21 protein-coding genes are annotated in these 22,907 nt (G+C 72.4%); 13 read left to right on the top strand and 8 right to left on the bottom strand.

Features of this window, described 5'->3' with window-relative positions:
* Positions 1 to 26 precede the first annotated feature (26 nt).
* From ACIBJG_RS02445 to ACIBJG_RS02465, 5 genes are all read left to right on the top strand, one after another.
* Positions 27 to 1,202 carry an NAD(P)/FAD-dependent oxidoreductase gene (locus ACIBJG_RS02445; RefSeq protein ID WP_399303063.1) on the top strand — a complete coding sequence of 392 codons (1,176 nt, stop codon included), beginning with the start codon at positions 27 to 29 and terminating at the stop codon, positions 1,200 to 1,202.
* A gap of 82 nt (positions 1,203 to 1,284) precedes the next feature.
* The gene (locus ACIBJG_RS02450) at positions 1,285 to 1,623 is read left to right on the top strand and encodes a (2Fe-2S)-binding protein (protein WP_399303065.1); all 339 of its coding nucleotides are present in this window, start codon (positions 1,285 to 1,287) and stop codon (positions 1,621 to 1,623) included.
* A complete protein-coding gene (locus ACIBJG_RS02455) occupies positions 1,604 to 3,058 on the top strand; it encodes an NAD(P)/FAD-dependent oxidoreductase (RefSeq protein ID WP_399303067.1) in 1,455 nt (484 codons plus the stop codon). The genes ACIBJG_RS02450 and ACIBJG_RS02455 overlap by 20 nt, the downstream gene beginning before the upstream one ends.
* 64 nt (positions 3,059 to 3,122) lie before the next feature.
* Complete coding sequence (locus ACIBJG_RS02460; RefSeq protein ID WP_399303069.1) at positions 3,123 to 4,031, top strand: dihydrodipicolinate synthase family protein; 909 nt, start codon at positions 3,123 to 3,125, stop codon at positions 4,029 to 4,031.
* 76 nt (positions 4,032 to 4,107) lie between these two features.
* Positions 4,108 to 5,109: a proline racemase family protein gene (locus ACIBJG_RS02465; RefSeq protein WP_399303070.1), complete on the top strand. Its 1,002-nt coding sequence runs from the start codon at positions 4,108 to 4,110 to the stop codon at positions 5,107 to 5,109.
* Between the two features lie 111 nt (positions 5,110 to 5,220).
* On the opposite strand, the gene ACIBJG_RS02470 is transcribed toward ACIBJG_RS02465, so the two are convergent.
* Positions 5,221 to 5,379, bottom strand: coding sequence for an Arc family DNA-binding protein (locus ACIBJG_RS02470; RefSeq protein WP_399303072.1), 159 nt, complete (start codon positions 5,377 to 5,379; stop codon positions 5,221 to 5,223).
* 50 nt (positions 5,380 to 5,429) lie between these two features.
* Here ACIBJG_RS02470 and ACIBJG_RS02475 point away from each other — a divergent pair, with 50 nt between their 5' ends.
* Positions 5,430 to 6,653, top strand: coding sequence for an RNA-guided endonuclease InsQ/TnpB family protein (locus ACIBJG_RS02475; RefSeq protein WP_399303074.1), 1,224 nt, complete (start codon positions 5,430 to 5,432; stop codon positions 6,651 to 6,653).
* Between the two features lie 79 nt (positions 6,654 to 6,732).
* Complete coding sequence (locus tag ACIBJG_RS02480; protein ID WP_399303076.1) at positions 6,733 to 7,404, top strand: GntR family transcriptional regulator; 672 nt, start codon at positions 6,733 to 6,735, stop codon at positions 7,402 to 7,404.
* Between the two features lie 57 nt (positions 7,405 to 7,461).
* Here ACIBJG_RS02480 and ACIBJG_RS02485 read toward each other — a convergent pair whose 3' ends face one another.
* On the bottom strand, positions 7,462 to 8,928 hold the full coding sequence (locus tag ACIBJG_RS02485; RefSeq protein ID WP_399303078.1) for an aminopeptidase P N-terminal domain-containing protein: 1,467 nt from the start codon (positions 8,926 to 8,928) through the stop codon (positions 7,462 to 7,464).
* Between the two features lie 247 nt (positions 8,929 to 9,175).
* On the opposite strand from ACIBJG_RS02485, the gene ACIBJG_RS02490 reads away from it, so the two are divergent.
* Complete coding sequence (locus ACIBJG_RS02490) at positions 9,176 to 11,563, top strand: M9 family metallopeptidase (RefSeq protein WP_399303080.1); 2,388 nt, start codon at positions 9,176 to 9,178, stop codon at positions 11,561 to 11,563.
* A gap of 43 nt (positions 11,564 to 11,606) precedes the next feature.
* Here ACIBJG_RS02490 and ACIBJG_RS02495 read toward each other — a convergent pair whose 3' ends face one another.
* Together ACIBJG_RS02495 and ACIBJG_RS02500 are read right to left on the bottom strand one after the other, a co-directional pair.
* Positions 11,607 to 11,996, bottom strand: coding sequence for a barstar family protein (locus ACIBJG_RS02495; protein WP_399303082.1), 390 nt, complete (start codon positions 11,994 to 11,996; stop codon positions 11,607 to 11,609).
* Between the two features lie 82 nt (positions 11,997 to 12,078).
* Positions 12,079 to 12,471: a ribonuclease domain-containing protein gene (locus tag ACIBJG_RS02500; RefSeq protein WP_399303084.1), complete on the bottom strand. Its 393-nt coding sequence runs from the start codon at positions 12,469 to 12,471 to the stop codon at positions 12,079 to 12,081.
* A gap of 322 nt (positions 12,472 to 12,793) precedes the next feature.
* Between ACIBJG_RS02500 and ACIBJG_RS02505 the strand changes: the two genes are divergently transcribed.
* On the top strand, positions 12,794 to 14,764 hold the full coding sequence (locus ACIBJG_RS02505; RefSeq protein ID WP_399303086.1) for a serine/threonine-protein kinase: 1,971 nt from the start codon (positions 12,794 to 12,796) through the stop codon (positions 14,762 to 14,764).
* Positions 14,765 to 14,919: 155 nt separating this feature from the next.
* Entirely contained in the window at positions 14,920 to 15,318 is a 399-nt protein-coding gene (locus ACIBJG_RS02510) for an ATP-binding protein (RefSeq protein ID WP_399303088.1), read from the top strand.
* A 44-nt stretch (positions 15,319 to 15,362) separates the two neighbouring features.
* Here ACIBJG_RS02510 and ACIBJG_RS02515 read toward each other — a convergent pair whose 3' ends face one another.
* Both ACIBJG_RS02515 and ACIBJG_RS02520 read right to left on the bottom strand, forming a co-directional pair.
* Positions 15,363 to 16,442, bottom strand: coding sequence for a DUF2637 domain-containing protein (locus ACIBJG_RS02515; protein WP_399303090.1), 1,080 nt, complete (start codon positions 16,440 to 16,442; stop codon positions 15,363 to 15,365).
* 192 nt (positions 16,443 to 16,634) lie between these two features.
* The gene (locus ACIBJG_RS02520; RefSeq protein WP_399303092.1) at positions 16,635 to 17,483 is read right to left on the bottom strand and encodes a (2Fe-2S)-binding protein; all 849 of its coding nucleotides are present in this window, start codon (positions 17,481 to 17,483) and stop codon (positions 16,635 to 16,637) included.
* Between the two features lie 146 nt (positions 17,484 to 17,629).
* Here ACIBJG_RS02520 and ACIBJG_RS02525 point away from each other — a divergent pair, with 146 nt between their 5' ends.
* Complete coding sequence (locus ACIBJG_RS02525; RefSeq protein WP_399303094.1) at positions 17,630 to 18,412, top strand: GntR family transcriptional regulator; 783 nt, start codon at positions 17,630 to 17,632, stop codon at positions 18,410 to 18,412.
* Positions 18,413 to 18,451: 39 nt separating this feature from the next.
* On the opposite strand, the gene ACIBJG_RS02530 is transcribed toward ACIBJG_RS02525, so the two are convergent.
* Positions 18,452 to 19,237 carry a hypothetical protein gene (locus ACIBJG_RS02530; protein WP_399303096.1) on the bottom strand — a complete coding sequence of 262 codons (786 nt, stop codon included), beginning with the start codon at positions 19,235 to 19,237 and terminating at the stop codon, positions 18,452 to 18,454.
* Between the two features lie 193 nt (positions 19,238 to 19,430).
* Positions 19,431 to 21,164, bottom strand: a complete 1,734-nt coding sequence (locus ACIBJG_RS02535; RefSeq protein WP_399303098.1) for a PucR family transcriptional regulator — start codon at positions 21,162 to 21,164, stop codon at positions 19,431 to 19,433.
* 256 nt (positions 21,165 to 21,420) lie between these two features.
* Here ACIBJG_RS02535 and ACIBJG_RS02540 point away from each other — a divergent pair, with 256 nt between their 5' ends.
* Together ACIBJG_RS02540 and ACIBJG_RS02545 are read left to right on the top strand one after the other, a co-directional pair.
* Positions 21,421 to 22,311, top strand: coding sequence for an FAD binding domain-containing protein (locus tag ACIBJG_RS02540; protein ID WP_399303100.1), 891 nt, complete (start codon positions 21,421 to 21,423; stop codon positions 22,309 to 22,311).
* A gap of 2 nt (positions 22,312 to 22,313) precedes the next feature.
* Complete coding sequence (locus tag ACIBJG_RS02545) at positions 22,314 to 22,907, top strand: (2Fe-2S)-binding protein (RefSeq protein WP_399303102.1); 594 nt, start codon at positions 22,314 to 22,316, stop codon at positions 22,905 to 22,907.

The raw sequence follows: 22,907 nt of genomic DNA on the forward strand, positions 1-22,907 counted from the left end.
ATAGAGCAATGTGACATATTACTGGCGTGTTCACGAGACAGCCTTTGGACGTGGTCGTCGTCGGCGCCGGAGTGGTCGGTGCCGCCTGCGCGTACTACGCCGCCCGGTCCGGACTTGCCGTCGCGGTGGTGGACAGCGGACCGGTCGCCGGAGGCACCACCGGGGCGGGGGAGGGCAATCTCCTGGTCTCCGACAAGGTGCCGGGGCCGGAGCTGGATCTCGCCCTCCTGTCCGCCGCGCTCTGGCGTGAGCTGGCCGAAGTGCTCCCCGAGTCGGTCGAGTTCGAGCAGAAGGGCGGCCTCGTCGTCGCGGCAGGCCACGATTCGCTGGCCACCCTGATCGCCACTGCCGCCGGACAGCGGGCGGCAGGGGTGCGTGCCACCGCGGTGGCTGCCGACGAACTCACCTCGCTCGAACCGCATGTGGCCTCCGGACTGGCCGGGGGAGTCCTCTACCCGCAGGACGCCCAGGTCCAGCCCGCTCTGGCGGCGGCCCATCTCGTCCGCGCGGCCCGCGACGCCGGGGCGAGCCTGTACCCGGGGCAGGCGGTCACGGCCGTGCTGACCGGGCCGACGGGCGCGGTGCGCGGCGTACGGACCGGCGCAGGCGACCTGCTCGCCCCGGCGGTGGTCAACGCGACGGGCGTACGGGGCGGGGAGCTGGCGGCTCTGGCGGGCGTGGAGCTGCCCGTGCTGCCCCGGCGCGGCTTCGTCCTGGTGACCGAGCCGCTGCCGCGCCTGATCCGGCACAAGGTGTACGCGGCGGAGTACGTGGCCGACGTGTCGAGCGCGTCGGCCGCCCTGCAGACCTCGCCCGTGGTGGAGGGCACCCGGGCGGGGCCGGTCCTGATCGGTGCCAGCCGTGAACGGGTGGGCTTCGACCGGACGTTGTCCGTCCCCGTGGTCAGCCGGCTGGCCACGGCGGCGGCCGCGCTCTTCCCGGTGCTGGCCGACGCCCGGGTACTGCGGACCTACCACGGCTTCCGCCCCTACCTGCCCGACCACCTCCCGGCCATCGGCCCCGACCGCAGGGTGCCGGGCCTCTTCCACGCCTGTGGTCACGAGGGCGCGGGCATCGGACTCGCGCCCGCCACGGCCGCGTTGGTCACCGCCGCGATCCGGGGGGAGCAACCCGCCCTCGACCCCGAGCCGTTCCGCCCGGACCGGTTCGACTCGGGCCCCCGTCCCGGCTCCGGCAGCTGATGCCGCCGCTGTGACGCCGTACGCCCCGAGTAGCCCGCTGACGGTCCGGACCCGCCCGACCGCCGACTGAGCAGGAGCCCTGGTGAGACGTCCACGCATCCGCACGGCCGCGCCGACCCCCGCCGGTCTGGCCGGAGCCGTTCCCGGCCCCGCGTTCGAGATCACGTTCGACGGGCGACCGGTCCCGGCCCTGCCCGGCCAGAGCATCGCGGCCGCACTCTGGGCCGCCTCCGTCCTCACCTGGCGCACCACCCGGGTGAACGGTCGGCCGCGGGGCGCCTTCTGTGGGATCGGCTCCTGCTTCGACTGCCTGGCCACCGTCAACGGGCAGCCCAACCGGCGCGCCTGCCTGCTGCCCGCCCGTCCCGGTGATGCCGTCACCACGCAGGAAGGGAACGGACATGACGGCCCCGTCCGCTGAACCGGCCGCCGCCCGGCCCGAACGCACCGAACTCGCGGTGGTGGGCGCAGGGCCCGCCGGGCTGGCCGCCGCCGTCACCGCGGCCGACGGCGGACTCGACGTGGTCCTGCTCGACGCGGCGGACGCACCGGGCGGCCAGTACTACCGCGCCCCCGCGCCCGGCCTCGGCGCCACCCGCCCCGAGGCACTGCACCACGGCTGGGCGGAGTTCGCCGCCCTCACCGGACGGCTCGACCGGCACCGCACGGCAGGCCGGATCCGCCACCTCACCGGCCACCACGTGTGGGCCGTGGAGCGCAGCGGAGCGGACTGGACCCTGCACGCGGTCACCGGGCCCGACGGCCGGGACGGGGCCACCACGCTCGACGCCCGCCGCCTGCTGGTCGCGACCGGCTCCCACGAGCGCCAACTCCCCTTCCCCGGCTGGACCCTGCCCGGGGTCGTCGGAGCGGCCGGGGCGCAGGCCATGCTGAAATCCGGCCTCGTGCTGCCGGGCCGGCGCATCGTCGTCGCCGGCAGCGGGCCCCTGCTCCAGGCCGTCGCGGTCTCCCTCGCCCGAGCGGGCGCCCGGGTCCCCGCCCTGGTGGAGGCCTCCGGCTACGGGGCGTACGGACGCGCGCCCGGGGTGCTGGCCGCCAACCCCGGCCGGCTCGCGGAAGGGGTTCGGCACGGTGCGGCGCTGGCGCGCCACCGGGTCCGGACGCTGACGCACCGCGCGGTCACCGCCGTCCACGGCACCGACCGGGTGGAGGGCGTCACGGTCAGCCGGCTGGACCGCGACTGGCGCCCGCTGCCCGGCACCGGGCGCCGCATCGACTGCGACGTGCTGGCCGTCGGGCACGGTCTGGTGCCCCAACTCGACCTCGCCGTCCAGCTGGGCTGCGCCACCCGGTGCGGCATGGACGGCTCGGCCGCACTGGAGCTCGACGAGGAACTGCGGACCACCGTGCCCGGAGTCTGGTCCGCCGGCGAGACCGGAGGCATCGGCGGTGTCCGTGTCGCCCTGACCGAGGGCGAACTGGCCGCCCGCTCGGTGATCACGGATGCGCGCGGTGGCCGGATCACGGCCCGCACGGCGGCGTTGCTCCGGGCCCGGCGCCGGATGCGCGCGTTCGCCGAGCTGATGGGCGCGGTGCACCGTCCCGGGCCGGGCTGGACCGACTGGGCGGCGGCGGACACCGAGGTCTGCCGGTGCGAGGAGGTCACCACCGGCGCGATCCGCAGCGCCGTCGGCGAACTCGGCGCCGGGGACAGCCGTACGGTCAAGCTCCTCACCCGGGCCGGGATGGGCTGGTGCCAGGGCCAGACCTGCGGTTTCGCCGTGCGGGAACTCGCGGGCTGCGCCGAGGACACCGGGGCCCCCGACCGCCGGCCGCTCGCGTGCCCGGTCCCGCTGTCCGTACTCGCCCGTGCCACCCGCCCCGAGGACGCGTGAGGGCGCGCGGCCCACCCCGCGGCCTGCCCTCATCCCCTTCGTCACACCTCACAAGGAGCACCTCATGACGACGAATACCCCCGCACGCACCAGCCCCTGGCGGGGCGTCATGGTCGCCACGCCGCTCACCCTGCGCGAGGACCGGTCCATCGACTTCGACGCCTACGCCGCCCATGTGCGCGACCTCGTCGCCGCGGGCTGCGACGGCGTGGTGCCCAACGGTTCGCTGGGGGAGTACCAGACCCTCACCGACCAGGAGCGTGACCAGGTCGTGCGCGTCGCCGTCGAGGCGGCCGGCGACGGAGCCAGGGTGATGCCCGGCGTCTCCGCCTACGACAGCACCCAGTCCCGGCGCCGCGCCGAGCAGGCGGCCGAGGCCGGGGCCGGCTCCGTCCTGCTGCTGCCGCCCAACGGATACGTGTGCGAGGAGGCGGCGGTCCGCGCGCACTACGCCGAGGTCGCCTCCGTGGGCCTGCCGGTCGTCGCGTACAACAATCCGTACGACACCAAGGTGGACCTGACACCGCGGCTGCTCGCCCAGCTCCACGCGGAGGGTTCCGTCGTCGCCGTCAAGGAGTTCAGCGGGGACGTCCGCAGGGCCTACGAGATCGCCGAGGAGGCTCCGGGGCTCGACCTGCTGGTCGGCGCCGACGACGTGCTGCTGGAGCTCGCCCTGGCCGGGGCCGTCGGCTGGATCGCGGGCTGCCCCAACATGCTGCCCGCCGGCTGTGTCGCGCTCTACCGGGCCGCCGTGTCCGGGGACATGGAGACGGCGCTGCCGTTGTACCGGCGGCTGCACCCGCTGCTGCGATGGGACTCCAAACCGGAGTTCGTCCAGGCCATCAAGGCGTCGATGGACATCGTCGGACGGCACGGGGGGCCCACCCGGCCGCCGCGCCTGCCGCTCGGCGCCGAAGCCCTGGCCGCCGTGCGCGCGGCCACCGAGAAGGCCCTCGCCGAGGGCCTCGACTGAGAGCGACCGGCCACCGCAGAAGACATCCGCCGGCCGGAGCGTCGTACCGGGCCGGCCGGACGACCGAGGGGGACACTTGCGTACGCGTCACATCTTCCACGCCGTCGACTCGCACACCGAAGGCATGCCCACCCGGGTGATCACCGGCGGCATCGGCACGCTGCCCGGCGCCACCATGGCCGAGCGGCGCGCCCACTTCATGGCGCACCGGGACGCGGTGCGCACCCTGCTGATGTACGAGCCCCGGGGCCACGCCGCCATGAGCGGGGCCGTGCTCCAGCCGCCGACCCGACCCGACGCCGACTTCGGGGTCCTGTTCATGGAGGTCTCCGGCTGTCTGCCGATGTGCGGGCACGGCACCATCGGGGTGGCCACGGTCCTGGTGGAGACCGGCATGGTGGAGGTCACCGAACCGGTCACCACGGTGCGGCTCGACACCCCCGCCGGACTGGTGAGCGTCGACGTCCGGGTCGAGGACGGCGCCGCCACCTCCGTCACGCTCACCAACGTGCCCGCCTTCAGCGCCGGGCTCGGGCTCACGGCGAAGGTCCCGGGCCACGGCACCGTGCCGTACGACCTCGCGTACGGCGGCAACTTCTACGCGATGGTCCAACTGGAGGACCTGGGCCTGCCGTTCGACCGGTCCCGCAAGGACGAACTGCTGGCCGCCGGGCTCGCCCTGATGGACGCGGTCAACGCCACCGACCGCCCCGTCCATCCGCTCGACCCCGCCATCCACGGGCTCAAGCACGTCCAGCTGATCGCCCCCGGTTCGGACGCCGTCCGCTCCCGGCACGCCATGGCCATCCACCCCGGCTGGTTCGACCGCTCGCCGTGCGGCACCGGAACCTCCGCGCGCATGGCCCAGTTGCACGCGCGGGGCGAGCTCGCCCTGGACGCCGACTTCGTCAACGAGTCCTTCATCGGTACGGAGTTCACCGGCCGGCTCGTCGCCGAGACCACCGTGGGGCCGCTGCCCGCCGTCGTTCCCACCGTCACGGGCCGCGCCTGGATCACCGGGACCGCGCAGTACTTCCTCGACCCGGCCGACCCGTTCCCCGAGGGGTTCCTGTTGTGACCCATCAAGTCCGGGGCGGACAACGGCACTTGATTTCTTCGAGGATGCCCCGGCCTTCAGGCTGGGGGGAATCGGAGTCCTGCGGAGCAGGGCAGAAGAACCGAATCGCCGTCAGAGCGATTCGGCGCCCGCCACGGCGGCGTCACGCTCGACCTCCAGGCGGTAGACGATCTCGGAGTTGAGGGACCGGCGGGCGGACTTGGCCTGAGCGGCCAGCCACTCATGCAGGTCGGCGGGCAGGCGGAGCGTGATGCGCTTGTCTTCATCCATGACCTTAGAATAGTGGCCTAACGGTGGTCACTGACTGGTAGGATGACACCATGACGACACTACGGGGAGCGGGTGAGGAGTCCGGGCACGCCCGGTACACCTACCGGCTTCGCGTGTCGTCGACCGCGCTCGCCGGACTCGATGCCGAGTGGGCGCGCTGCCGTTGGATCTGGAACGAATGTGTGGCCATGTCCCGCAAGGTCCACGGTCTGAACAAAGACGCCACCGAGAAGACGACGTGCGGCCCCGCGCAGCTCGACAGGATGCTGACCGAGGCCCGTACCGCCATGGGGTGGCTGCGTGAAGGCTCCTCGGTGCCGCAGCAGCAGACCATCCGCGACTTCGCCAAGTCCCGCACCAAAGCCCTGAAGGACATCAAGACGGGGCTGCCGATGCGTCAGCGCGCCGGGATGCCCCGCATCAAGCGTAAGCGCGACGCGCTGCCGTCGATGAACTACACCCGGCGCGGCTTCCGGATCAAGGACGGCCGCCTGTACCTCGCGGGCGGCGTCGCCCTGACCGTGGTGTGGTCTCGTGACCTGCCCGCCGACCCCACGTCGGTGCGGGTGTACCGGGACAGCCTCGGCCACTGGTACGCCTCGTTCGTCGTGGAGGCAGCCGCAGAGCCGCTGCCGGAGACGGGTCGCGCGATCGGTATCGACTGGGGCGTCAAGGAAACCGCGACCACCACCTCGGACGCGCACGACCTTCCCCATCCCCAGCACGGCAAGAGCGCCGCCGCGAAGCTGGCCCGGCACCAGAAGCAGATGGCGAGACGGAAGCCCGCACGGGGGAAGGCCGCGTCGAAGGGCTACCGGACCGCGTCCCGCGCGGCGGCCAAGGTCCACAAGAAGGTTGCCCGGCAGCGCCAGGACACCGGCCGCAAGTGGGCCAAGACGGTCGTGCGCGACTTCGACCAGCTCGCCGTCGAGGACTTCCGCCCGAAATTCCTCGCGAAGTCGACGATGGCCCGCAAGGCCGCCGACGCCGCGATCGGCGCGACCAGGACCGCGCTCACCGAAATGGCCCGCAAGCACGGCCGCATCGTGCACCTCGTGCACCCGGCCCACACCACGATGGACTGCGCACAGTGCGGTGCGAGAACCAAGCACGCACTCCCCCTCTCCGAAAGAACGTACGCGTGCACCGCGTGCGGAGCCGTGTCCCCCCGGGACAAGAACTCCGCCCACGTGATGCTCGTCCGGGCAGGTCTCAACCCGGCTGGTGCCGACGGCAGAAGCCCTCCGGGAGCGCCGCTCCCAGAGGCAGCCTGAGCCAGGAATCCCCCTGCTTCAGCTGGGGGAGGATGTCAAATTGTATTCTTGGGCTCCGCACGGTCCTGGAGGAACAGACATGGCCCGCCTGACGTCGCTCAACGTGATCTCGGCGCAGGAGCATCTGCGCGACCAGGTGGCGCACGCGCTGCGGGCGGCGCTCGTCTCCGGCGAACTGAAGCCCGGGACCGTCTACTCCGCGCCCGCCCTCGCCTCGGAGTTCGGTGTCTCCGCGACGCCCGTCCGTGAGGCGATGCTCGACCTGGCCCGGGAGGGCCTGGTCGAGGCCGTACGCAACAAGGGCTTCCGGATCACCGAACTCACCGAGCAGGACCTCGACGACTTCACCGAACTCCGCGCCATGATCGAGGTCCCCACCGTGGGCCGGATCGCGCGGATGGGCCTCACGCAGGAGTTGGAGGCGTTGCGCCCCGTCGCGCTGGAGATCGTCGAGGCGGCGACGCGGCACGACATCCTGGGCTATCTGGAGGCGGACCGCCGCTTCCATCTCGCCCTGCTGGCGCTGGCCGGGAACCGCCGGCTGGTCGAGGAGGTCGGTGAACTGCGCAAGCGCTCCCGGCTGTTCGGTCTGAACCGGCTGGCCGAGTCGGGGCAGTTGATCGCCTCGGCGCAGGAGCACGTCCAACTGCTGGACCTGGTGGTCGCCGGGGACGCGCCGGGGGCCGAGGCCTGCATGCTCGCCCATATGTCCCATATCCGGTCGCTGTGGGCCGACGGACGGCAGGTCTGAGTCCTCATCGCGGGCGCGCGCCGGCCACCACCTCGCGAGGAGGTGGCCGGCGCGCGCTCAGCCGTCCAGCAGCCCCGCCATCCAGGCCTCGATGCCGTCCGCTGTGCGGGGGAGCGCGGCGGACATGAGGCGGGCGCCGTCCCCGGTGATCACGAGGTCGTCCTCGATCCTGACGCCGATGCCGCGGAGCGCACGCGGCAGTGACGTGTCGTCCGGCCTGAGGTACAGCCCCGGCCCCACCGTGAGCACCTGGCCCGGCTCCAGGACCCCGTCCGGGTAGACCCCGGCGCGGGCCCGGGCGCAGTCGTGCACGTCCATGCCGAGCATGTGGCCGCTGCCGCACAGGGTGTAGCGGCGGTGGAAGCCGTTCTCGGGAGCGAGTGCCTCGTCCGCGGGCATCGCGAGTACGCCCCAGTCGTGCAGCCCCTCGGCGATGACCCGCATGGCGGCGTCGTGGAAGTCGTGGAACCGGGCGCCGGGTCGCAGCGCCGCGATGCCCGACTCCTGGGCGGCAAGCACCAGTTCGTACACCGCGCGCTGGACCGGGGTGTAGGCGCCGGAGAGCGGGAGCGTGCGCGTGACGTCGGCGGTGTAGAGGGAATCGGTCTCCACGCCCGCGTCCAGCAGCAGGAGCCGGCCGCGTTCCAAAGGGCCGTCGTTGCGGGTCCGGCGCAGTACGCACGCGTGGTCTCCGGCGGCCGCGACGGTCGGGAACCCGGGGCCGTTGCCGTCGAGCCGGGCCCGCAGCGCGAAGACGCCCTCCACCCGGCGTTCGCCGCGCGGGTCGGCGATGGCCTGTGGGAGCGACCGGACGACGTCCTCGAATCCGGCGGTCGTCGCGTCGACCGCGCGCTGCAACTGGCCCTGCTCCCATGAGTCCTTGACGAGTCTGAGTTCGTCGATCACGGCGTGGAGACCGGCCGGAGCGGGCCGGAGGGCGGGCAGCCGGCGGGCATCCCCGAGCCGGGCGTCGACGGACGGGTCCACGCCGGTGAGGACGCGGGTCAGGGGCTGGGCGCCGGTCAGGAGCTTGTCCCACGCGCCCTGGTGCTCGCACCGGATGCCGGTCAGCGCGGCCGTCTCGGCCGGGCCGGGTCTGCGGTCGACCCAGAACTCCCCGTGTCTGCGGTCGCGGTGGAACTCCTGGCCGTTGCGGGAGGAGCCGGGTCTCACATACAGGACCGCCTCGTGGCGCGCGTCCCCGTCCGGTTCCAGGACCGGCACATGACCGGCCTGGTCCTCGCCGGTGAGGCCGGTGAGCCAGGCGTACGCGGTGTGCGGCCGGAAGAGGTGGTCCGTGCCGTGCGACCGGACGGCGAGGGGGCCTGCCGGAACGACGAGCCGCTCGCCCGGGAACCGTGCCGCGACGCGGGCGCGGCGGGCCGGAGGGAGGGCGTGGGCGGGGACGCGGACGCCGGCCGGGAGCGGGGCCGCGGCCCAGCCCGTGCGCATGAAGGTGTCCAGGGCCGGAGGTACCGGCAGGTCGTGGGTGGCGGTCTGCGGGGCGAGTCGGGTCTCGGTCACGGGCGGAACTCCTCGGGCTGTAGCGGCATCGTCCGCAAGCCGGGTGCGGCGGACGGGAGTTGGCGCGCAGATGAATGTGCGCCCAGCGCCTTCCAAAGAACATGTGACATGTGCCATTGTACAGACGGCTGCAGTCGGGGTCGTGCTCATGTCACGAGCTGGTTCATGGACCCGCCGTCCGGCCCCGGCCGCACCATCCCCCACGCCGCGCAACGTCGCGCGGCACCACACCGCTGGGAGGCGGCACGTGAAGAACCGTTTGGGTCGACAGAGATTCACCGGCTTGTCCACCGTGGCCCTGGCGGCCTGTCTGGGTGTCGGCATGCTCGCCGCACCGAGCCGGGCCGCCGAGCCCCGGCCCTCCACCACGGCAGCCGTCAGTACGACTGCCGCCGCGGGCAAGGCCGTTGGCGTCGAGGCGCCCGATCCGGGCGGCCCCGCCGCGCAGTCCCTCACCGCACCCGTACAGGACGCCGGCCACATAGCCGGCACCGCGCTGAAGCCCGCCGACCGGGCCCCGCAGACCGCGTCCAAGGACGCGCTGAGGCGCGACTACGACGACCCTCGCGCCTCCGCGCCGAGCCACCCGGCCCCGTCGATGAGGACGAAGGCCCGCTCCGCCGCGAAGGCCGCCGGACTCGCGCCGGCCGCCGCGTGCTCCGTCGCCGACTTCACGAGCCGCACCGGAAGCGCCCTGGTCCAGCAGGTCAAGTCGTCGACGACCGACTGCGTCAACACCCTGTTCGGGGTCAAGGGCAATGACGGCTACCTCGCCTTCCGCGAGGCCCAGATGGTCAGCATCGCGGGCGCCCTGCGTGACGGATCCGCCGCGTACCCGGGTGACAGCAGCACCGGAATGCCGCAGCTGGTGCTCTTCCTGCGCGCCGGCTACTACGTGCAGTACTACGACCCCGGCACCGTCGGCTCCTACGGCGCCCCGCTGCGCACCGCGATCCAGGGCGGGCTCGACGCCTTCTTCGCCTCCGCCCACTCGCGCGACGTCACGGACGCCAACGGCGAGACGCTGGCCGAGGCTGTCACGCTCATCGACAGCGCCGAGCAGAACGACCGCTACCTGTACGTCGTCAAGCGCCTGCTCGCCGGCTACAACTCCTCGTACAACAGCTCCTGGTACATGCTCAACGCGGTCAACAACGTCTACACCGTGACCTTCCGGGGCCACCAACTGCCCGCGTTCGTCAGCGCCGTCCAGGCCGACCCGAGCCTGCTCGACTCGCTCGCCGGCTTCGCCCGCGGTCACCTCGACCTGCTGGGCACGGACCAGTCGTACCTGACCTCCAACGCCGGGCGTGAACTCGGGCGCTTCCTCCAGGAGGAGCCGCTGCGGCCCAAGGCCCGTCCGCTCGTCATCGACCTGCTCGGCCGCAGCTCGCTGACCGGGCCCACCGCGCCGCTCTGGGTCGGACTCGCCGAGATGACCGACTACTACGACCGGGCGAACTGCACCGCGTACAACACCTGCGACCTGGCGGCACGGATCAAGAGCGCCGTCCTGCCCGTCGAGTACACCTGCAGCGCCAGCATCCGCATCCTCGCCCAGCAGATGTCCTCGGCCGACCTCACGGCAGCCTGCACCAGCCTGAAGGGCCAGGACGCCTACTTCCACGAGGTGGCCCGGGACAGCGGTCCCGTCGCCAACGACAGGAACACCACCATCGAGGTGGTCGTCTTCGATTCGAGCACCGATTACCAGACCTACGCCGGAGCCATCTACGGCATCGACACCAACAACGGCGGCATGTACCTGGAGGGCGACCCGGCAGCGGCCGGCAACCAGCCGCGCTTCATCGCCTACGAGGCCGAATGGGTGCGCCCCGCCTTCCAGATCTGGAACCTCAACCACGAGTACACGCACTACCTAGACGGCCGTTTCAACATGGCCGGCGACTTCGAAGCCGGTGTGACCACTCCGACCATCTGGTGGGTCGAGGGCTTCGCGGAGTACGTCTCCTACTCCTACCGTGACGTCGTCTACGACGACGCCGTCACCCAGGCCGCCGCCCACACCTACACCCTGAGCACCCTGTTCGACACCACCTACGAGAACGCCGACCAGACGCGCATCTACAACTGGGGCTACCTGGCCGTCCGTTACATGCTCCAGTCGCACCGCGCGGATGTGGACAGACTGCTCGGCCTCTACCGCAGCGGCGACTGGAACGGCGCCCGCACCCTGCTCACATCCACCATCGGCAGCCGCTACGACACCGACTGGAACGCCTGGCTGACGGCCTGCGCGGCCGGCAGTTGCGGCACCACCACCAACCCGCCGACCGAGCCGTCGGCCGAGTGCACCGCGGGCGACGTCCGTGAACTCGGTCAGGACTGTGCCCGGAGCGGACAGCAGGCCGGGCAGGGCAACTACTCCTACCTGTACGTCTACGTGCCCGCCGGAACCGCCAGGCTGAAGATCACCACGAGTGGCGGCACGGGCGACGCCGACCTCTACTACAACGCGAACGGCTGGGCCACCACGGCCGCCTACACCTCCCGGGCGACCGGCAGCGGCAACGCCCACACGCTGACCGTCGAGGACCCGGCGGAAGGAGCCCACTACATCAGCCTCTACGCCGTGCAGGACTTCGGCGGAGTGAAGGTCTCCACGCAGTACTGACCGGCCGGGGGGCCACGACTGCGGCCGACCGCAGCCGTGGCCCTCAGAGCAGTCGCAGGGTGCCGGGGGCGGTCTCGTCCCGGATGATCTCCAGCAGATGGTCGAAGAGCGTCGGACCGGCGCCGGCCTCCGCCTGTGCCAGCTCCTCCCGGACCTGCGGCAGGTTGCTCGGATGGGCGCGGCCGAGCAGGCCCCGGAGACGGCGGGCGGTCTCCTCGTGCCCCAACGCGCGTGCGGACACCGTGTGGTCCCGCCACTCGATGACGAAGTCGCCGTCGTCCGGCGTGCCCATCCCGCCCCTCAGGCAGTCCGCGAAGGAGTCGAGGCCCCGGCCGAAGTAGCCGCCGGGCCCGTTCACCGCCTCGCCGATCACGTCCCAGAAGCGCTCCAGGCCGGTGACCCGGGAGCCGTCGATCACATAGGTCACGGTCATGGGGGGAGCGTACAAGTACGTCGCGCCGGTGATCCGCGCCGCAGGTGGGGGGCTGCGGCGCGGACCGGACCGGGGGCGCGCCTCAGCAGTCGTGGTCGACGAGGTCGAAGGTCTCGTAGTGGTCGGCGGTGTAGTAGTCCTCCTGGACCTCCTCGCCCGTGACGATGCGTCGCGCACCGCGGGTCGGGGAGCCAGGGGTGATCACGGTGTACTCGTGGTAGTAGCCGGTGCTCTGACCGGGCAGGACGCCTTCACGGTTCTGGAAGACGGTCCCGTCCTGGTCGTACGGGTAGGGCCCGCCGGCGTCGATGAGATCGAGGGTGTCGTGGGCCTGGGACGGCAGCGCGGAGTAACAGACGCTGCCCACCGAGGTGGTGGCCGCGGTCGCGGTCGCCGTGACGGGGCCACCGACGAAGAGGACGGACAGGAGGGCGGCGACGCCGCCGAGCGTGGTGATCCGTGGGGGGATTCGCATACTCACCATGATGACGCGCGTAGATGCGGTCCCGTCAACGCCAACAAGGGTGAATTTTGCGGAAGTTAACCGAGGAGACGGCAAACACCGTGCCCCGCGGAAGTGTCCGTACGCCGGTTCCGCGCCCCTTGATGGGGTCGCCCGCCGGGACCCAAAGTAGAAGAATGTTCCAGAACTATTCCCGGAAGCGGTTCCAATGGTGACCCGTTGGGCCCCAGACTGAGTGCGTGTTGCACCAAGTCGTCTGTGCTGCAGGCGATTTCAGGGGGCGGACGCAGTCCCGGGGGACTGCGCGGCGGGACTCACGGGAGAGTGCTCGAACATGACCAGCGTGCACGACGACGACCACGGGAACGACGAGGACAACCTCGACGGCGGCATCAAGCCGCTGGCCACGACCGATCCGGCCCGCATCGGGCCCTACCTCCTGCTCGGCAGGCTCGGCGCGGGCGGCATGGGCCGGGTCTACCTCGCCCGTTCCGAGGGGGGCCGCACGGTCGCGGTCAAGGTGGTGCACCCGGAACACGTCGCGGACCCGCAGTTCAGAGCCCGGTTCCGCCGTGAGGTGGATGCGGCGCGGCGTGTGGGGGAGCGCTACACCGCGCCCGTGCTGGACGCGGCCCCCGACGCGGAGTACCCCTGGGTGGCCACGGGCTATGTCCCCGGACTCTCCCTGGAACAGGTGGTCCGTGGGCACGGCGCGCTCCCGGCCGCGTCCGTACTCGCCCTCGCCGACGGGCTCCTGCGCGCGCTGAAGGACATCCACTCGGCCGGAATCGTCCACCGCGACCTCAAACCGTCGAACGTGATGGTGACGGTCGAAGGGCCCAAGGTCATCGACTTCGGCATCGCCCGGGCCGTCGAGACGTCCGTCGACTCCCTCCTCACCAGCACGGGAATGGTGATCGGTTCACCCGGCTTCATGGCGCCGGAGCAGATCCGCGGCGAGAGCGCGGGCCCGAAGAGCGACGTGTTCACCCTCGGCTGCGTGCTGACGTACGCGGCCACCGGCATGCTCCCGTTCGGCAACGGGGTGAGCAACCAGCATGCGGTGATGTACCACATCGTCGAGGCCGAGCCCGCCATCGAGCAGGTCCGTGACGAGGGGCTGCGCGCCCTGATCGCCCGCCTACTGACCAAGTCCACCGCCGAACGGCCTTCCGTGGACGTGCTGTTGGCGGAGCGCGGCGGTGATGCCCCGGCCATGGCGGCGTCGTGGCTGCCGGCCGGAGTGGTGGGCCATCTCGCACGTCAGTCGGCGCGGCTGCTGGACGCGGAGGCGGCGCCGGTACGGGAGGAGGGCGTCGACCGTGGGACGGTCGACCTGCGGGCGCCGGAAGTGGTCTCCTCGGTCGTCCCTGTCGGCGGGACGGTCGAGCCGAAGCGCAAGCGCGAGGGCCGGCGCCGCCAGTGGATCATGTCCGTCCCCCTCGTCGTGGTCCTGGCCGGGGGAGGCGGCACGCTGGCGGTGCTGCAGCCGTTCGGCGGCGACAGCGGCAGCCACGCGTCCCCGTCCAGCGGTGCGACGACTCCGTCCGCCCCGGCGTCGCCGTCGACACCGGCGCACAGCACACCTCCCCCGGGCGCCAAGAGCCCCAAGGCGTCCAGCAGCGAGAAGAAGGGCGAGGACGGAAAGGACGGGGAGGACGGCCGGGACGCGGGGAGCCCGGGCGGCGGCGCGGGAGCACCGGACAGCGGCGGCGCATCGTCAGGGGGCGGTTCCGCCGGCGGCGGTCCGGGGTCGGGAGGCGGCAGCGACGCGACGGGCGGCGGGAGTTCCGGCAGCGGAGGCTCGACCGGTGGGACGACGACCGGAGGAACGGCGACCGGAGGAACGACGACCGGAGGAACGACGGCCGGTGGGAGTTCGAGCGGTGGGAGTTCGGACAGCGGTGGCTCGGGCAGCACCTCGGGCTCCACGACCGGCTCGGGCGGTGCCACGGGATCCACGGGCGGCTCGGGCGGCGGGGGCACGGTCCCGTCGTCGTTCGTGGGCACCTGGAAGTACGGCACGACGTACAACGTGGGTCAGCCGGACACCATCACCATCTCCCGGTCGGGCGCGGTGCGCATGACCGGCTTCCCGTACAGCAACTGCCCCTACGCGGCCGAGGTGACCTCCACGGCGAACGGCAACAGCCGCATCAACGTCAGCACGGCCAAGCTCGGCAGCCCCAACTCCGGCACGTGTCACCCGACGCTCGACGCGTCGTACTTCTCCCTCAACGGCAGTGGAGTCCAGCACAACGTGGGCCCCGCCCATGCCGACGGCTACTACTACAAACGGGCCTGAGGCCCGCACCGAGGCCTCCGCACCGAGGCCGTCCCGGGGTTGCCGAAATCACCGTCCATGTGCTGCGTCGAAGCGTGACAGCCCGTAGGCGGGGCATGCATTGCGTGAGCACCTTCGAGAACAGGGGGCGATTCACTGTGTGGGCGGGGGAAACGATGGAGCGTCAGGAACTGGCCCGACTGCATCGCAGAGTCGGCCGCGCCGATGTGGCGGCCGTCGCGGAAGTGCGCGGCGCGGTACGGGAGTTACTGCGATACCGATGGAAGGAGGAGCCCGCTCAGGTGGCCGAGCTGCTGCTCAGCGAGCTCGTGACCAACGCGCTGGTGCACACGGACGACGGAGCGGTCGTCGCCGTGAGCGTGGCGCCGCAGAAGCTGCGCGTGGAGGTAAGAGACTTCGTCCCGGGCATGCCCGTGTCGGACGTACCGGACGCCGACGACGGTACGCACGGCAGGGGACTGGTCCTGGTGGAGAGCCTCGCGGACTCCTGGGGGATCAGCCCGCACGCCCTGGGCAAGGTGGTCTGGTTCGAGCTGGACGGCGAACGGCCCTGACGGTCCGGTCGGATCGTCAGGGCCGCGTCCCGCAGGTCGCCACATCAGCCGAACTGCTGCTCCAGGTCCTTCAGCTTCTGCTCCAGCGAGTCGAGCCGGGGCAGTGCCTGGGTGTCGTCCTCGGCGGTGAGGTCGACCGTTCTCGGATCAGTCGCGTTCAGCTCCGGGACGGCCCCGGAGTTCGGGCCGTTCACGGCTTGCAGGGATGGCCGGGGTCGCAGGGGCAGCTGACCCGGCTCGGATATGGCGGGCTCCGCGACGGACTGCGCGGAGCCCGTCGCGGAGGCGATGGCCTGGACGTCCACCTGGGTGCCGCCCCGGCCGACCCGCCCCCAGGCCCGGTTCTGCCGGTTCAGGGCCTTGATCTGCGCCCGGTCCAGCTTCTCCTGGTCCCTCCTGCGCAGACGGTTCTGCTCCTTCTCCCGGCGGTCCTCGCGTACCTCGTCGACCGCTTCGTCCAGCGTGCGTACGCCTTCGAGCAGCATCAGCGACCAGGCACCGAAGGTCTCCCGGGGTGCGCGCAGCCACCGTACGATCCGGATCTGCGGCAACGGGCGGGGCACCAGGCCCTGTTCACGCAGGGCGGCCACCCGGGTCTGCTTCAGCGCCCGGTCGAAGAGCACGGCCGCCGAGAGCGACATCCCCGCGAAGAAGTGCGGAGCGCCCGCGTGGTCCAGGCCGCGCGGTGCGTGCACCCAGTTGAACCAGGCGGCGGCACCGGCGAAGGTCCACACCAGCAGCCGCGAGCCGAGCGCCGCGTCGCCGTGGCTGGCCTCGCGCACGGCGAGCACGGAGCAGAACATCGCCGCCCCGTCGAGGCCGAACGGCACCAGGTACTCCCAGCCCCCGGAGAGGCCGAGGTTCTGCCGGCCGAAGCCGACGAGCCCGTGGAAGGAGAGCGCGGCGGCGACCGCCGCGCAGCAGAACAGCAGCACGTACGAAGCGGTGGCGTAGAGCGCCTCCTTGCGTCTGCGCCGTTCCTCGCTGCGTTCCCAGGAGTCCTCGGCCGCGGATGTGTCAGAGGCGCGCTTGCCGCGCGCGACCACCGCCACCGCCGCCATGACCCCCGCCAGCAGCACGGCAGCCGGAAGCAGCCAGTCAAGCGATATGTCGGTCAGTCTCATGCGCGGTCCCTTGCGTTGCGATAGGGCGTTTCGGCCGCCATCGTGCCGGGAATTGCCTCACGTCCAGGCGGTTTCGGGGCAAGAGAACGCCAATGGGGTGGCAGAGCCGACCGATAACCGCGATCTGGTCGAATGCCCGTATGACGCAGAGGAGTTGTGTTCGATTCAGGCCACTCGTGCGGGCGGTGTGGATCAGGAGGCGGGTGCCAGCTTCCGGACCCGGTCCTCGTCGCAGGTGCGCGGGCAGGTGACACAGGTGTCCTCGGGGCGCACCGTGTAGAACATGCAGCAGCTCGCCCGGTCCCGGGTGGGCAGCGACTGCCCGTCCGGGCCGGTCAGCTCCCGGAAGCCCGCCGTGCCGACGTACGGCTTCGTGGTGCCCGGCAGGAGCGCCTCCAGCTCGGCCATCGCGCGCCGCTCCTCGCCGAGGAGATGGGCGATGTACCAGAGGCCCTCGACGATCTCGTCCGTCGCCATGCCCCACAGGGCCCGCTTGCCGCGCCGCATCCGCGGGCCGAAGCCGTCGAGCACGGGGCCGAGGTGTCCGGCCACGGACGCGAGCACCTCGGCGCGCAGCGCGGCCTCGTCGGCCACCACGCGCGCCCCCGGCAGCTCCGCCGCCGGATCGCCGGGCAGGCAGGCGAAGTCCCGTACGCGTACGGTCAGATGGCCCAGCGCCCGCTGGAAGGCGACGTCCTCGACCGGGATCCGCGGCACCCGCCGGTGCAGGAACCAGGGGACCGTCACCAGCAGGCAGGCCGGCCAGGCGTACCGGTGCAGTCCGAAGCCGGCGACCACGTCGGGCCGGGCCCGCTGCCCGTAGTCCCGCAGCACCTGCGCGTCGTCCCAGGCGAGGAAGGTGTCGAGCCCGCTGCCTCCGGCCGAGAGCTCGTGGGCGCCCACCCAGCCGGCTCCGCCGGGAGTGGGCTCGCCGTCGTTGAGCACCTCGGCGCGCAGCCCGGGGAAGACCTCGGTCAGACGCGCGTACGCGTCCGTCACCGCCGAGGTCGTCGTGCCCGGAAGCAGAGTGGGAAGGGTCATGCAGGGACCACCGAATCGCGATCGTTTGCAGGTAAGCCTTACCTTACCCGACGCGATCGATGTTTGAACTGGAGCTTCCTCCGCCTATCGTGCACACGAGGCGCCGCGCACGCGAGCCGCGCCCGCGACCGGCCGAGGAGGTACCCGTGGAGCAGGGCAGGGCCCGTGAGGAAGTGTGGGCACCGCACGCGTCCGCGGCATCCGTGGCCGCCTCCACGTCGCTCCGGGTGCCGGAGCAGGTCCGCGGCCTGCCCGAGCAGGCTCGTGGCGAGCACACCCACAGCGAGCCGCCCGCTCCCCGGGCCGCGGTGCGCCGGCACTCCGTACGCGGCCAGATCCTGGACGCCCTGCGCGCCGCCCTCGTCGACGGCGAGCTGGTCCCCGGGCAGGTCTACTCCGCCCCGGCGCTCGGCGCCCGCTTCGGGGTCTCCGCCACCCCCGTGCGGGAGGCGATGCAGCAGCTGGCCGTCGAAGGGGCCGTCGAGGTCGTGCCGAACCGCGGCTTCCGGGTCGCCGAACGCGGGCCGGGTGAGCTGGCCGAGCTCGCCGAGGTGCGGGAGCTGATCGAGGTCCCCGTCATGCTGCGGCTCGCCCGCACGGTGCCGCCGGCCCGCTGGTGCGCCCTGCGCCCACTGGCCGACGCCACCGTCGCGGCGGCGGCCGTCGGTGACCGGGCGAGCTACGCGGAGGCCGACCGGGCCTTCCACGGAGCAGTGCTCGCGCTGGCGGGCAACTCCCAGCTGGTGGCGGTGGCCGACGAGCTGCACCGCCGCTCCCAGTGGCCCCTGGAGGGCAACCCCGTCACCCGTCGCGCCGACCTGCTGGCGGACGCGGCGGAGCACACGGCCCTGCTCGACGCGCTGATCGCCCAGGACGTGGCCGTCGTGCAGTCACTCGTACGGGAGCACTTCGCCGGCTCCGGCGGCTGACGCGGGCCCGATACCGTACCGGACCGGGCCCGCGTTGCCTCAGTTCGCCTCGGCGGTCCGTGGACCCGGCGGGTCCAGATGCGGCGCCAGCCACGTCGGTACGCCGCCGAGCAGCCGGAACAGCCGGCCCGCCTCGGCGCGCAGCCGCGTCGCCGCCTCCGGCTCGGGTTCGGCGTCCGCCATCGCGATGAGCGCCGGTGCCGTACCGACCAGATAGCCCAGTTCCTCCCTTATCCGCAGGGACTCCGCGAAGCCGTGCCTGGCCTCCGCCAACTCGCCCTCGCGCAGGGCGATCAGGGCCAGATGGCGCCAGGTGGAGGAGAGCAGCAGCGCGTCTCCCTGGGCCGTCGCGCCTGCGTGGGCCCTGCGGTACGCGGCGCGGGCGGCCTGTGGCGAGTCGGCGATGTTCTGCGCGATCAGACCCCGCCGGAAGTCGAGCAGCGGGCGTGCCGCGGCGGCCGGGGCCAGGAGCGCCGCGGCACGGCTCAGGGCCACCCGCGCCTCGTCGGCCCGGTCGCGTACGCCGAGCAGGGTGGAGGCGTAGGCGAGATAGCCGCGCTCGCAGGCGGCGGCCCCGCGCTCGGCGTCGTCGTGGGCCATGGCCTCGGAGATGCGCAGCGCGTCCTCCGCGTCGGTCCAGCCCTGCCCGGTGTAGAGACACCGCTCGGTCAGCAGCGCGGTGCGCTGGAGGGCCGCGGCCGGGTCGGTGGCGGCGTCGTGTTCGAGCAGTGCCGCAGCGTCCGTCCAGCAGGCGCGTGAGCGCAGCCGCCATACCGCTGTCTGGAGCGGCGGATCGTCATCTGCTGTCGTTCCGGAACCAGACATGACGGTATCCGCCACATTGCCCTCCCCGAGCGCGCCATCGAGCTGTGGAGAGCGTCCGGCCATGGGCCGGATGCTCTGAGTCTGGCCGCATCACAGCACGGAATGGCACGCCGGGCCAAGAGGTCGAGGCAATGTCAGGTGAAACTTTTCACAATCGGCGGGAACGTGTAGGGGCCGCCGTGACCCCCGTACGTCAGCTCATACGCAGGGCGAGGAAGAAATCGAGCTTGTCCTCGAGCCGGGAAAGGTCACGCCCCGTCAACTGCTCGATGCGCCCGACGCGGTAGCGCAGCGTGTTGACGTGGAGGTGCAGCCGGGCCGCGCAGCGGGTCCATGAACCGTCGCAGTCCAGGAACGCCTCCAGGGTCGGGATCAGCTCCGCGCGGTGGCGCCGGTCGTAGTCGCGCAGCGGGTCGAGCAGCCGTGCGGTGAACGCGCGACGGACGTCGTCGGGCACGAACGGCAGCAGCAGCACGTGCGAGGCCAGCTCGTGGTGGCCGGCCGCGCAGACCCGACCCGGACGGGCCGCCGCCACCCGGCGGGCGTGCCGGGCCTCCTCCAGGGCGCCGCGCAGCCCCTCCGGCGAATGCACCGAGGCGCTGACACCCAGTGTCAGGCGGCCGTCGCCGGCGAGGCCCGCGGAGAGCGGCGCGCGCACGGCGGCCAGCAGCGCGTCGGCATGCAGCGCCGGGTCCTTGGCCGGATCCGCCGGGGCGTCCCCGTCCGCGGTCCCGTCCGCTTCCGGCCGGACGTCGGCGAGAGCGGGCAGCGGTACGAGGGCGATGGCCTCGTCACCCGTGTGGGCGACCGCGATGCGGTCCGCGGAATCCGGACCGGTCACCGCCGGGTCGACCAGGATCTCCTCCAGCAGCGCCTGGGCGACAGGGCCGCCCGCGATCCCGGAAGCGTTGCCGCCGGGCGCGTCCGCATCGTCCCACTCGACCCGGGCCACCACCACCTGCCAGTGCGGCGCGGTGCCGAGGCCGGGCAGCAGGACCGGGGCCGCGACCCGAAGCCTGGCGGCGATCTCCGCCGGCGGCGCACCGGCCTGGACGAGCTCCAGGACCTCCTGGGCCAGCCTGCGGCGTACCGTACGGGCCGCGTCACGCCGGTCCCGCTCGACCGCGATGAGCTGGGTGACGCCCTGGAGCAGGTCGAGCCGGGCGGCGGGCCAGTCGCCCGCGTCGGCCTCGACGGCCAGCAGCCAGTCGGACAGCACCGACTCCCGTGCATCGCGGGAGGCCGGCACGGCGCCCCGGCCGTTGTTGCGGATCGGGAAGAGCGAATACGTCACCCCGTCGACGGTGGCCCGGTGCGGGGCACGCCGGCCGGAGCGCACCGCGGCCAGGTGCAGCCCGGCCAGCTCCGCACCGGCCGGTCCGGACAGCGGGGCGCCCGCACCCGCGATCTGCCGGCCGGTGGGCGAGAGCACCCAGGCGTGCAGGTCGAGGTCGGAGCCGAGCAGATCGAGGACCACCTCGGGGCCGCCGCCCGCCGGGCCCGAGGTCATCAGCCTGCGGTGCCGGTCGACGACCGCGGCCAGGTCGCCGGCTCGCTCGCCGGACACCTGGCGGACCACGTGCTCGGTGATCATTGCGAACGCGACGGTCTCATGGACGGCGAAGAGCGGCAGCCGGTGACGCCGGCATGCCTCGATCAGATCGTCCGGGATGGCGCCGAGCTCCGCCTCGCCCGCCGCGAGCCCGGCGACCCCGGCCCCCGACAGGATCCGTACGAAGGGCTCCGAGTCCTCCGCGCCCCGGTGCCAGGCCAGCCCGGTCAGCACCAGCTCGCCGCCCGTGAGGTAGCGGCTGGGGTCCTTCAGGTCGGTGGTCATCACGCCACGGACCGACCGGTCCAGCTCCTCGTCGCCGCCGAGCAGCCGCAGGCCCAGCGCGTCGGTCTCCAGCAGTGCGCGCAGCCGCATCTCGTCGCCGCCGATCTCATTCGTTGGTGCGGGTGAAAACTGGGTATTGCGGTGAGGTCACCGATCCCCGCCATTCGTTCGAATCTACAAGACGAGCGAGGAGACCAGCCAACTCCTTCATGGTTTCGGTGACTGCACCAGGTGGAGCAGGGCTTGTGTACTGGGCCACACACCGCGTGAACAAGACATGAACAAGTCGAGGGCCGGCCGTCTCCAGCCCCAGCGAACAACCCGATTGAGAAGAAGAGAGCCACTCATGGACTTCCTTCGCCCCGCCAGCTGGGAGGAGGCGCTCGCCGCCAAGGCCGAGCACCCGACGGCTGTACCCATCGCGGGCGGCACCGATGTGATGGTCGAGATCAACTTCGACCACCGGCGGCCCGAGTACCTCCTGGACCTGAACCGCATCGGTGAGCTGTCCGAGTGGGAGGTGGGCCAGGAGAGCGTACGGCTCGGCGCCTCGGTCCCGTACAGCGCCATCATGGAGCACCTGCGGACCGAGCTGCCCGGACTGGCGCTCGCCTCGCACACCGTCGCCTCGCCGCAGATCCGCAACCGCGGCGGCGTCGGCGGCAACCTGGGCACCGCGTCGCCCGCCGGCGACGCCCACCCGGCGCTGCTCGCCGCGGGCGCCGAGGTGGAGGCCGAATCCGTCCGCGGAACCCGGCTGATCCCCATCGACGCCTTCTACACCGGCGTCAAGCGCAACGCACTGGAGCCGGACGAGCTGATCCGGGCCGTGCACATCAAGAAGGCCGACGGGCCGCAGCAGTACTCCAAGGTCGGCACCCGCAACGCGATGGTCATCGCCGTCTGCGCCTTCGGCCTGGCGCTGCACCCCGAGACCCGCACGGTCCGCACCGGCATCGGATCCGCCGCCCCGACACCCGTACGGGCGAAGGAGGCGGAGGACTTCCTGAACGCCGCGCTGGAGGAGGGCGGGTTCTGGGACAGCCGCGCGATCATCACGCCGTCCCTCGCCAAGCAGTTCGCCACGCTCGCCGCGGGCGCCTGCAACCCGATCGACGACGTGCGAGGCACCGCGAGCTACCGCAGGCACGCGGTCGGAATCATGGCCCGCCGGACCCTCGGCTGGACCTGGGAGTCGTACCGCGGCAACGGCCGCAGCACCGAAGGAGCCGCCTGATCATGCGCGTCAATTTCACGGTCAACGGCCGCCGTCACGAGGCCGACGACGTCTGGGAGGGCGAGTCCCTCCTCTACGTCCTGCGCGAGCGGATGGGCCTGCCCGGCTCCAAGAACGCCTGCGAGCAGGGCGAGTGCGGCTCCTGCACGGTCCGCCTGGACGGGGTACCCGTCTGTTCCTGTCTGGTCGCCGCCGGCCAGGTCGAGGGCCGCGAGGTCGTCACCGTCGAAGGTCTCGCCGACTTCGCCGCCCACCGCACCGAGGCCCACCCCGGCACCGGCTGCGCGTCGGGCGCCTGCGGCACCACGGTCGACCAGGCCCAGCGGTGGAAGGCCAAGCCGACCGGCGAGGAGACCCGCGACACCGGGGAGCTCTCCCCGATCCAGCAGGCGTTCATCGACGCCGGAGCCGTCCAGTGCGGCTTCTGCACGCCCGGACTGCTGGTCGCCGCCGACGAGCTCCTGGAGCGCACCCCGGAGCCGTCCGACGCGGACATCCGCGAGGCGCTCTCCGGCAACCTCTGCCGCTGCACCGGCTACGAGAAGATCCTCGACGCGGTCCGCCTCGCGGCCGCCCGCGCGGAAGAGACGGTCTAG

It is taken from the genome of Streptomyces sp. NPDC050422, assembly GCF_044458665.1.
In the GTDB taxonomy this organism is placed as follows: domain Bacteria; phylum Actinomycetota; class Actinomycetes; order Streptomycetales; family Streptomycetaceae; genus Streptomyces.

Excerpts from the sequence above, each read along its gene's own strand:
- ACIBJG_RS02455 (WP_399303067.1), top strand. The coding sequence starts at position 1,604 with ATGACGGCCCCGTCCGCTGAACCGGCCGCCGCCCGGCCCGAACGCACC.
- ACIBJG_RS02460 (WP_399303069.1), top strand. The coding sequence starts at position 3,123 with ATGACGACGAATACCCCCGCACGCACCAGCCCCTGGCGGGGCGTCATG.
- ACIBJG_RS02470 (WP_399303072.1), bottom strand. The coding sequence starts at position 5,379 with ATGGATGAAGACAAGCGCATCACGCTCCGCCTGCCCGCCGACCTGCAT.
- ACIBJG_RS02475 (WP_399303074.1), top strand. The coding sequence starts at position 5,430 with ATGACGACACTACGGGGAGCGGGTGAGGAGTCCGGGCACGCCCGGTAC.
- ACIBJG_RS02480 (WP_399303076.1), top strand. The coding sequence starts at position 6,733 with ATGGCCCGCCTGACGTCGCTCAACGTGATCTCGGCGCAGGAGCATCTG.
- ACIBJG_RS02495 (WP_399303082.1), bottom strand. The coding sequence starts at position 11,996 with ATGACCGTGACCTATGTGATCGACGGCTCCCGGGTCACCGGCCTGGAG.
- ACIBJG_RS02500 (WP_399303084.1), bottom strand. The coding sequence starts at position 12,471 with ATGCGAATCCCCCCACGGATCACCACGCTCGGCGGCGTCGCCGCCCTC.
- ACIBJG_RS02505 (WP_399303086.1), top strand. The coding sequence starts at position 12,794 with ATGACCAGCGTGCACGACGACGACCACGGGAACGACGAGGACAACCTC.
- ACIBJG_RS02510 (WP_399303088.1), top strand. The coding sequence starts at position 14,920 with ATGGAGCGTCAGGAACTGGCCCGACTGCATCGCAGAGTCGGCCGCGCC.
- ACIBJG_RS02515 (WP_399303090.1), bottom strand. The coding sequence starts at position 16,442 with ATGAGACTGACCGACATATCGCTTGACTGGCTGCTTCCGGCTGCCGTG.
- ACIBJG_RS02520 (WP_399303092.1), bottom strand. The coding sequence starts at position 17,483 with ATGACCCTTCCCACTCTGCTTCCGGGCACGACGACCTCGGCGGTGACG.
- ACIBJG_RS02530 (WP_399303096.1), bottom strand. The coding sequence starts at position 19,237 with ATGTCTGGTTCCGGAACGACAGCAGATGACGATCCGCCGCTCCAGACA.
- ACIBJG_RS02535 (WP_399303098.1), bottom strand. The coding sequence starts at position 21,164 with ATGCGGCTGCGCGCACTGCTGGAGACCGACGCGCTGGGCCTGCGGCTG.
- ACIBJG_RS02540 (WP_399303100.1), top strand. The coding sequence starts at position 21,421 with ATGGACTTCCTTCGCCCCGCCAGCTGGGAGGAGGCGCTCGCCGCCAAG.
- ACIBJG_RS02545 (WP_399303102.1), top strand. The coding sequence starts at position 22,314 with ATGCGCGTCAATTTCACGGTCAACGGCCGCCGTCACGAGGCCGACGAC.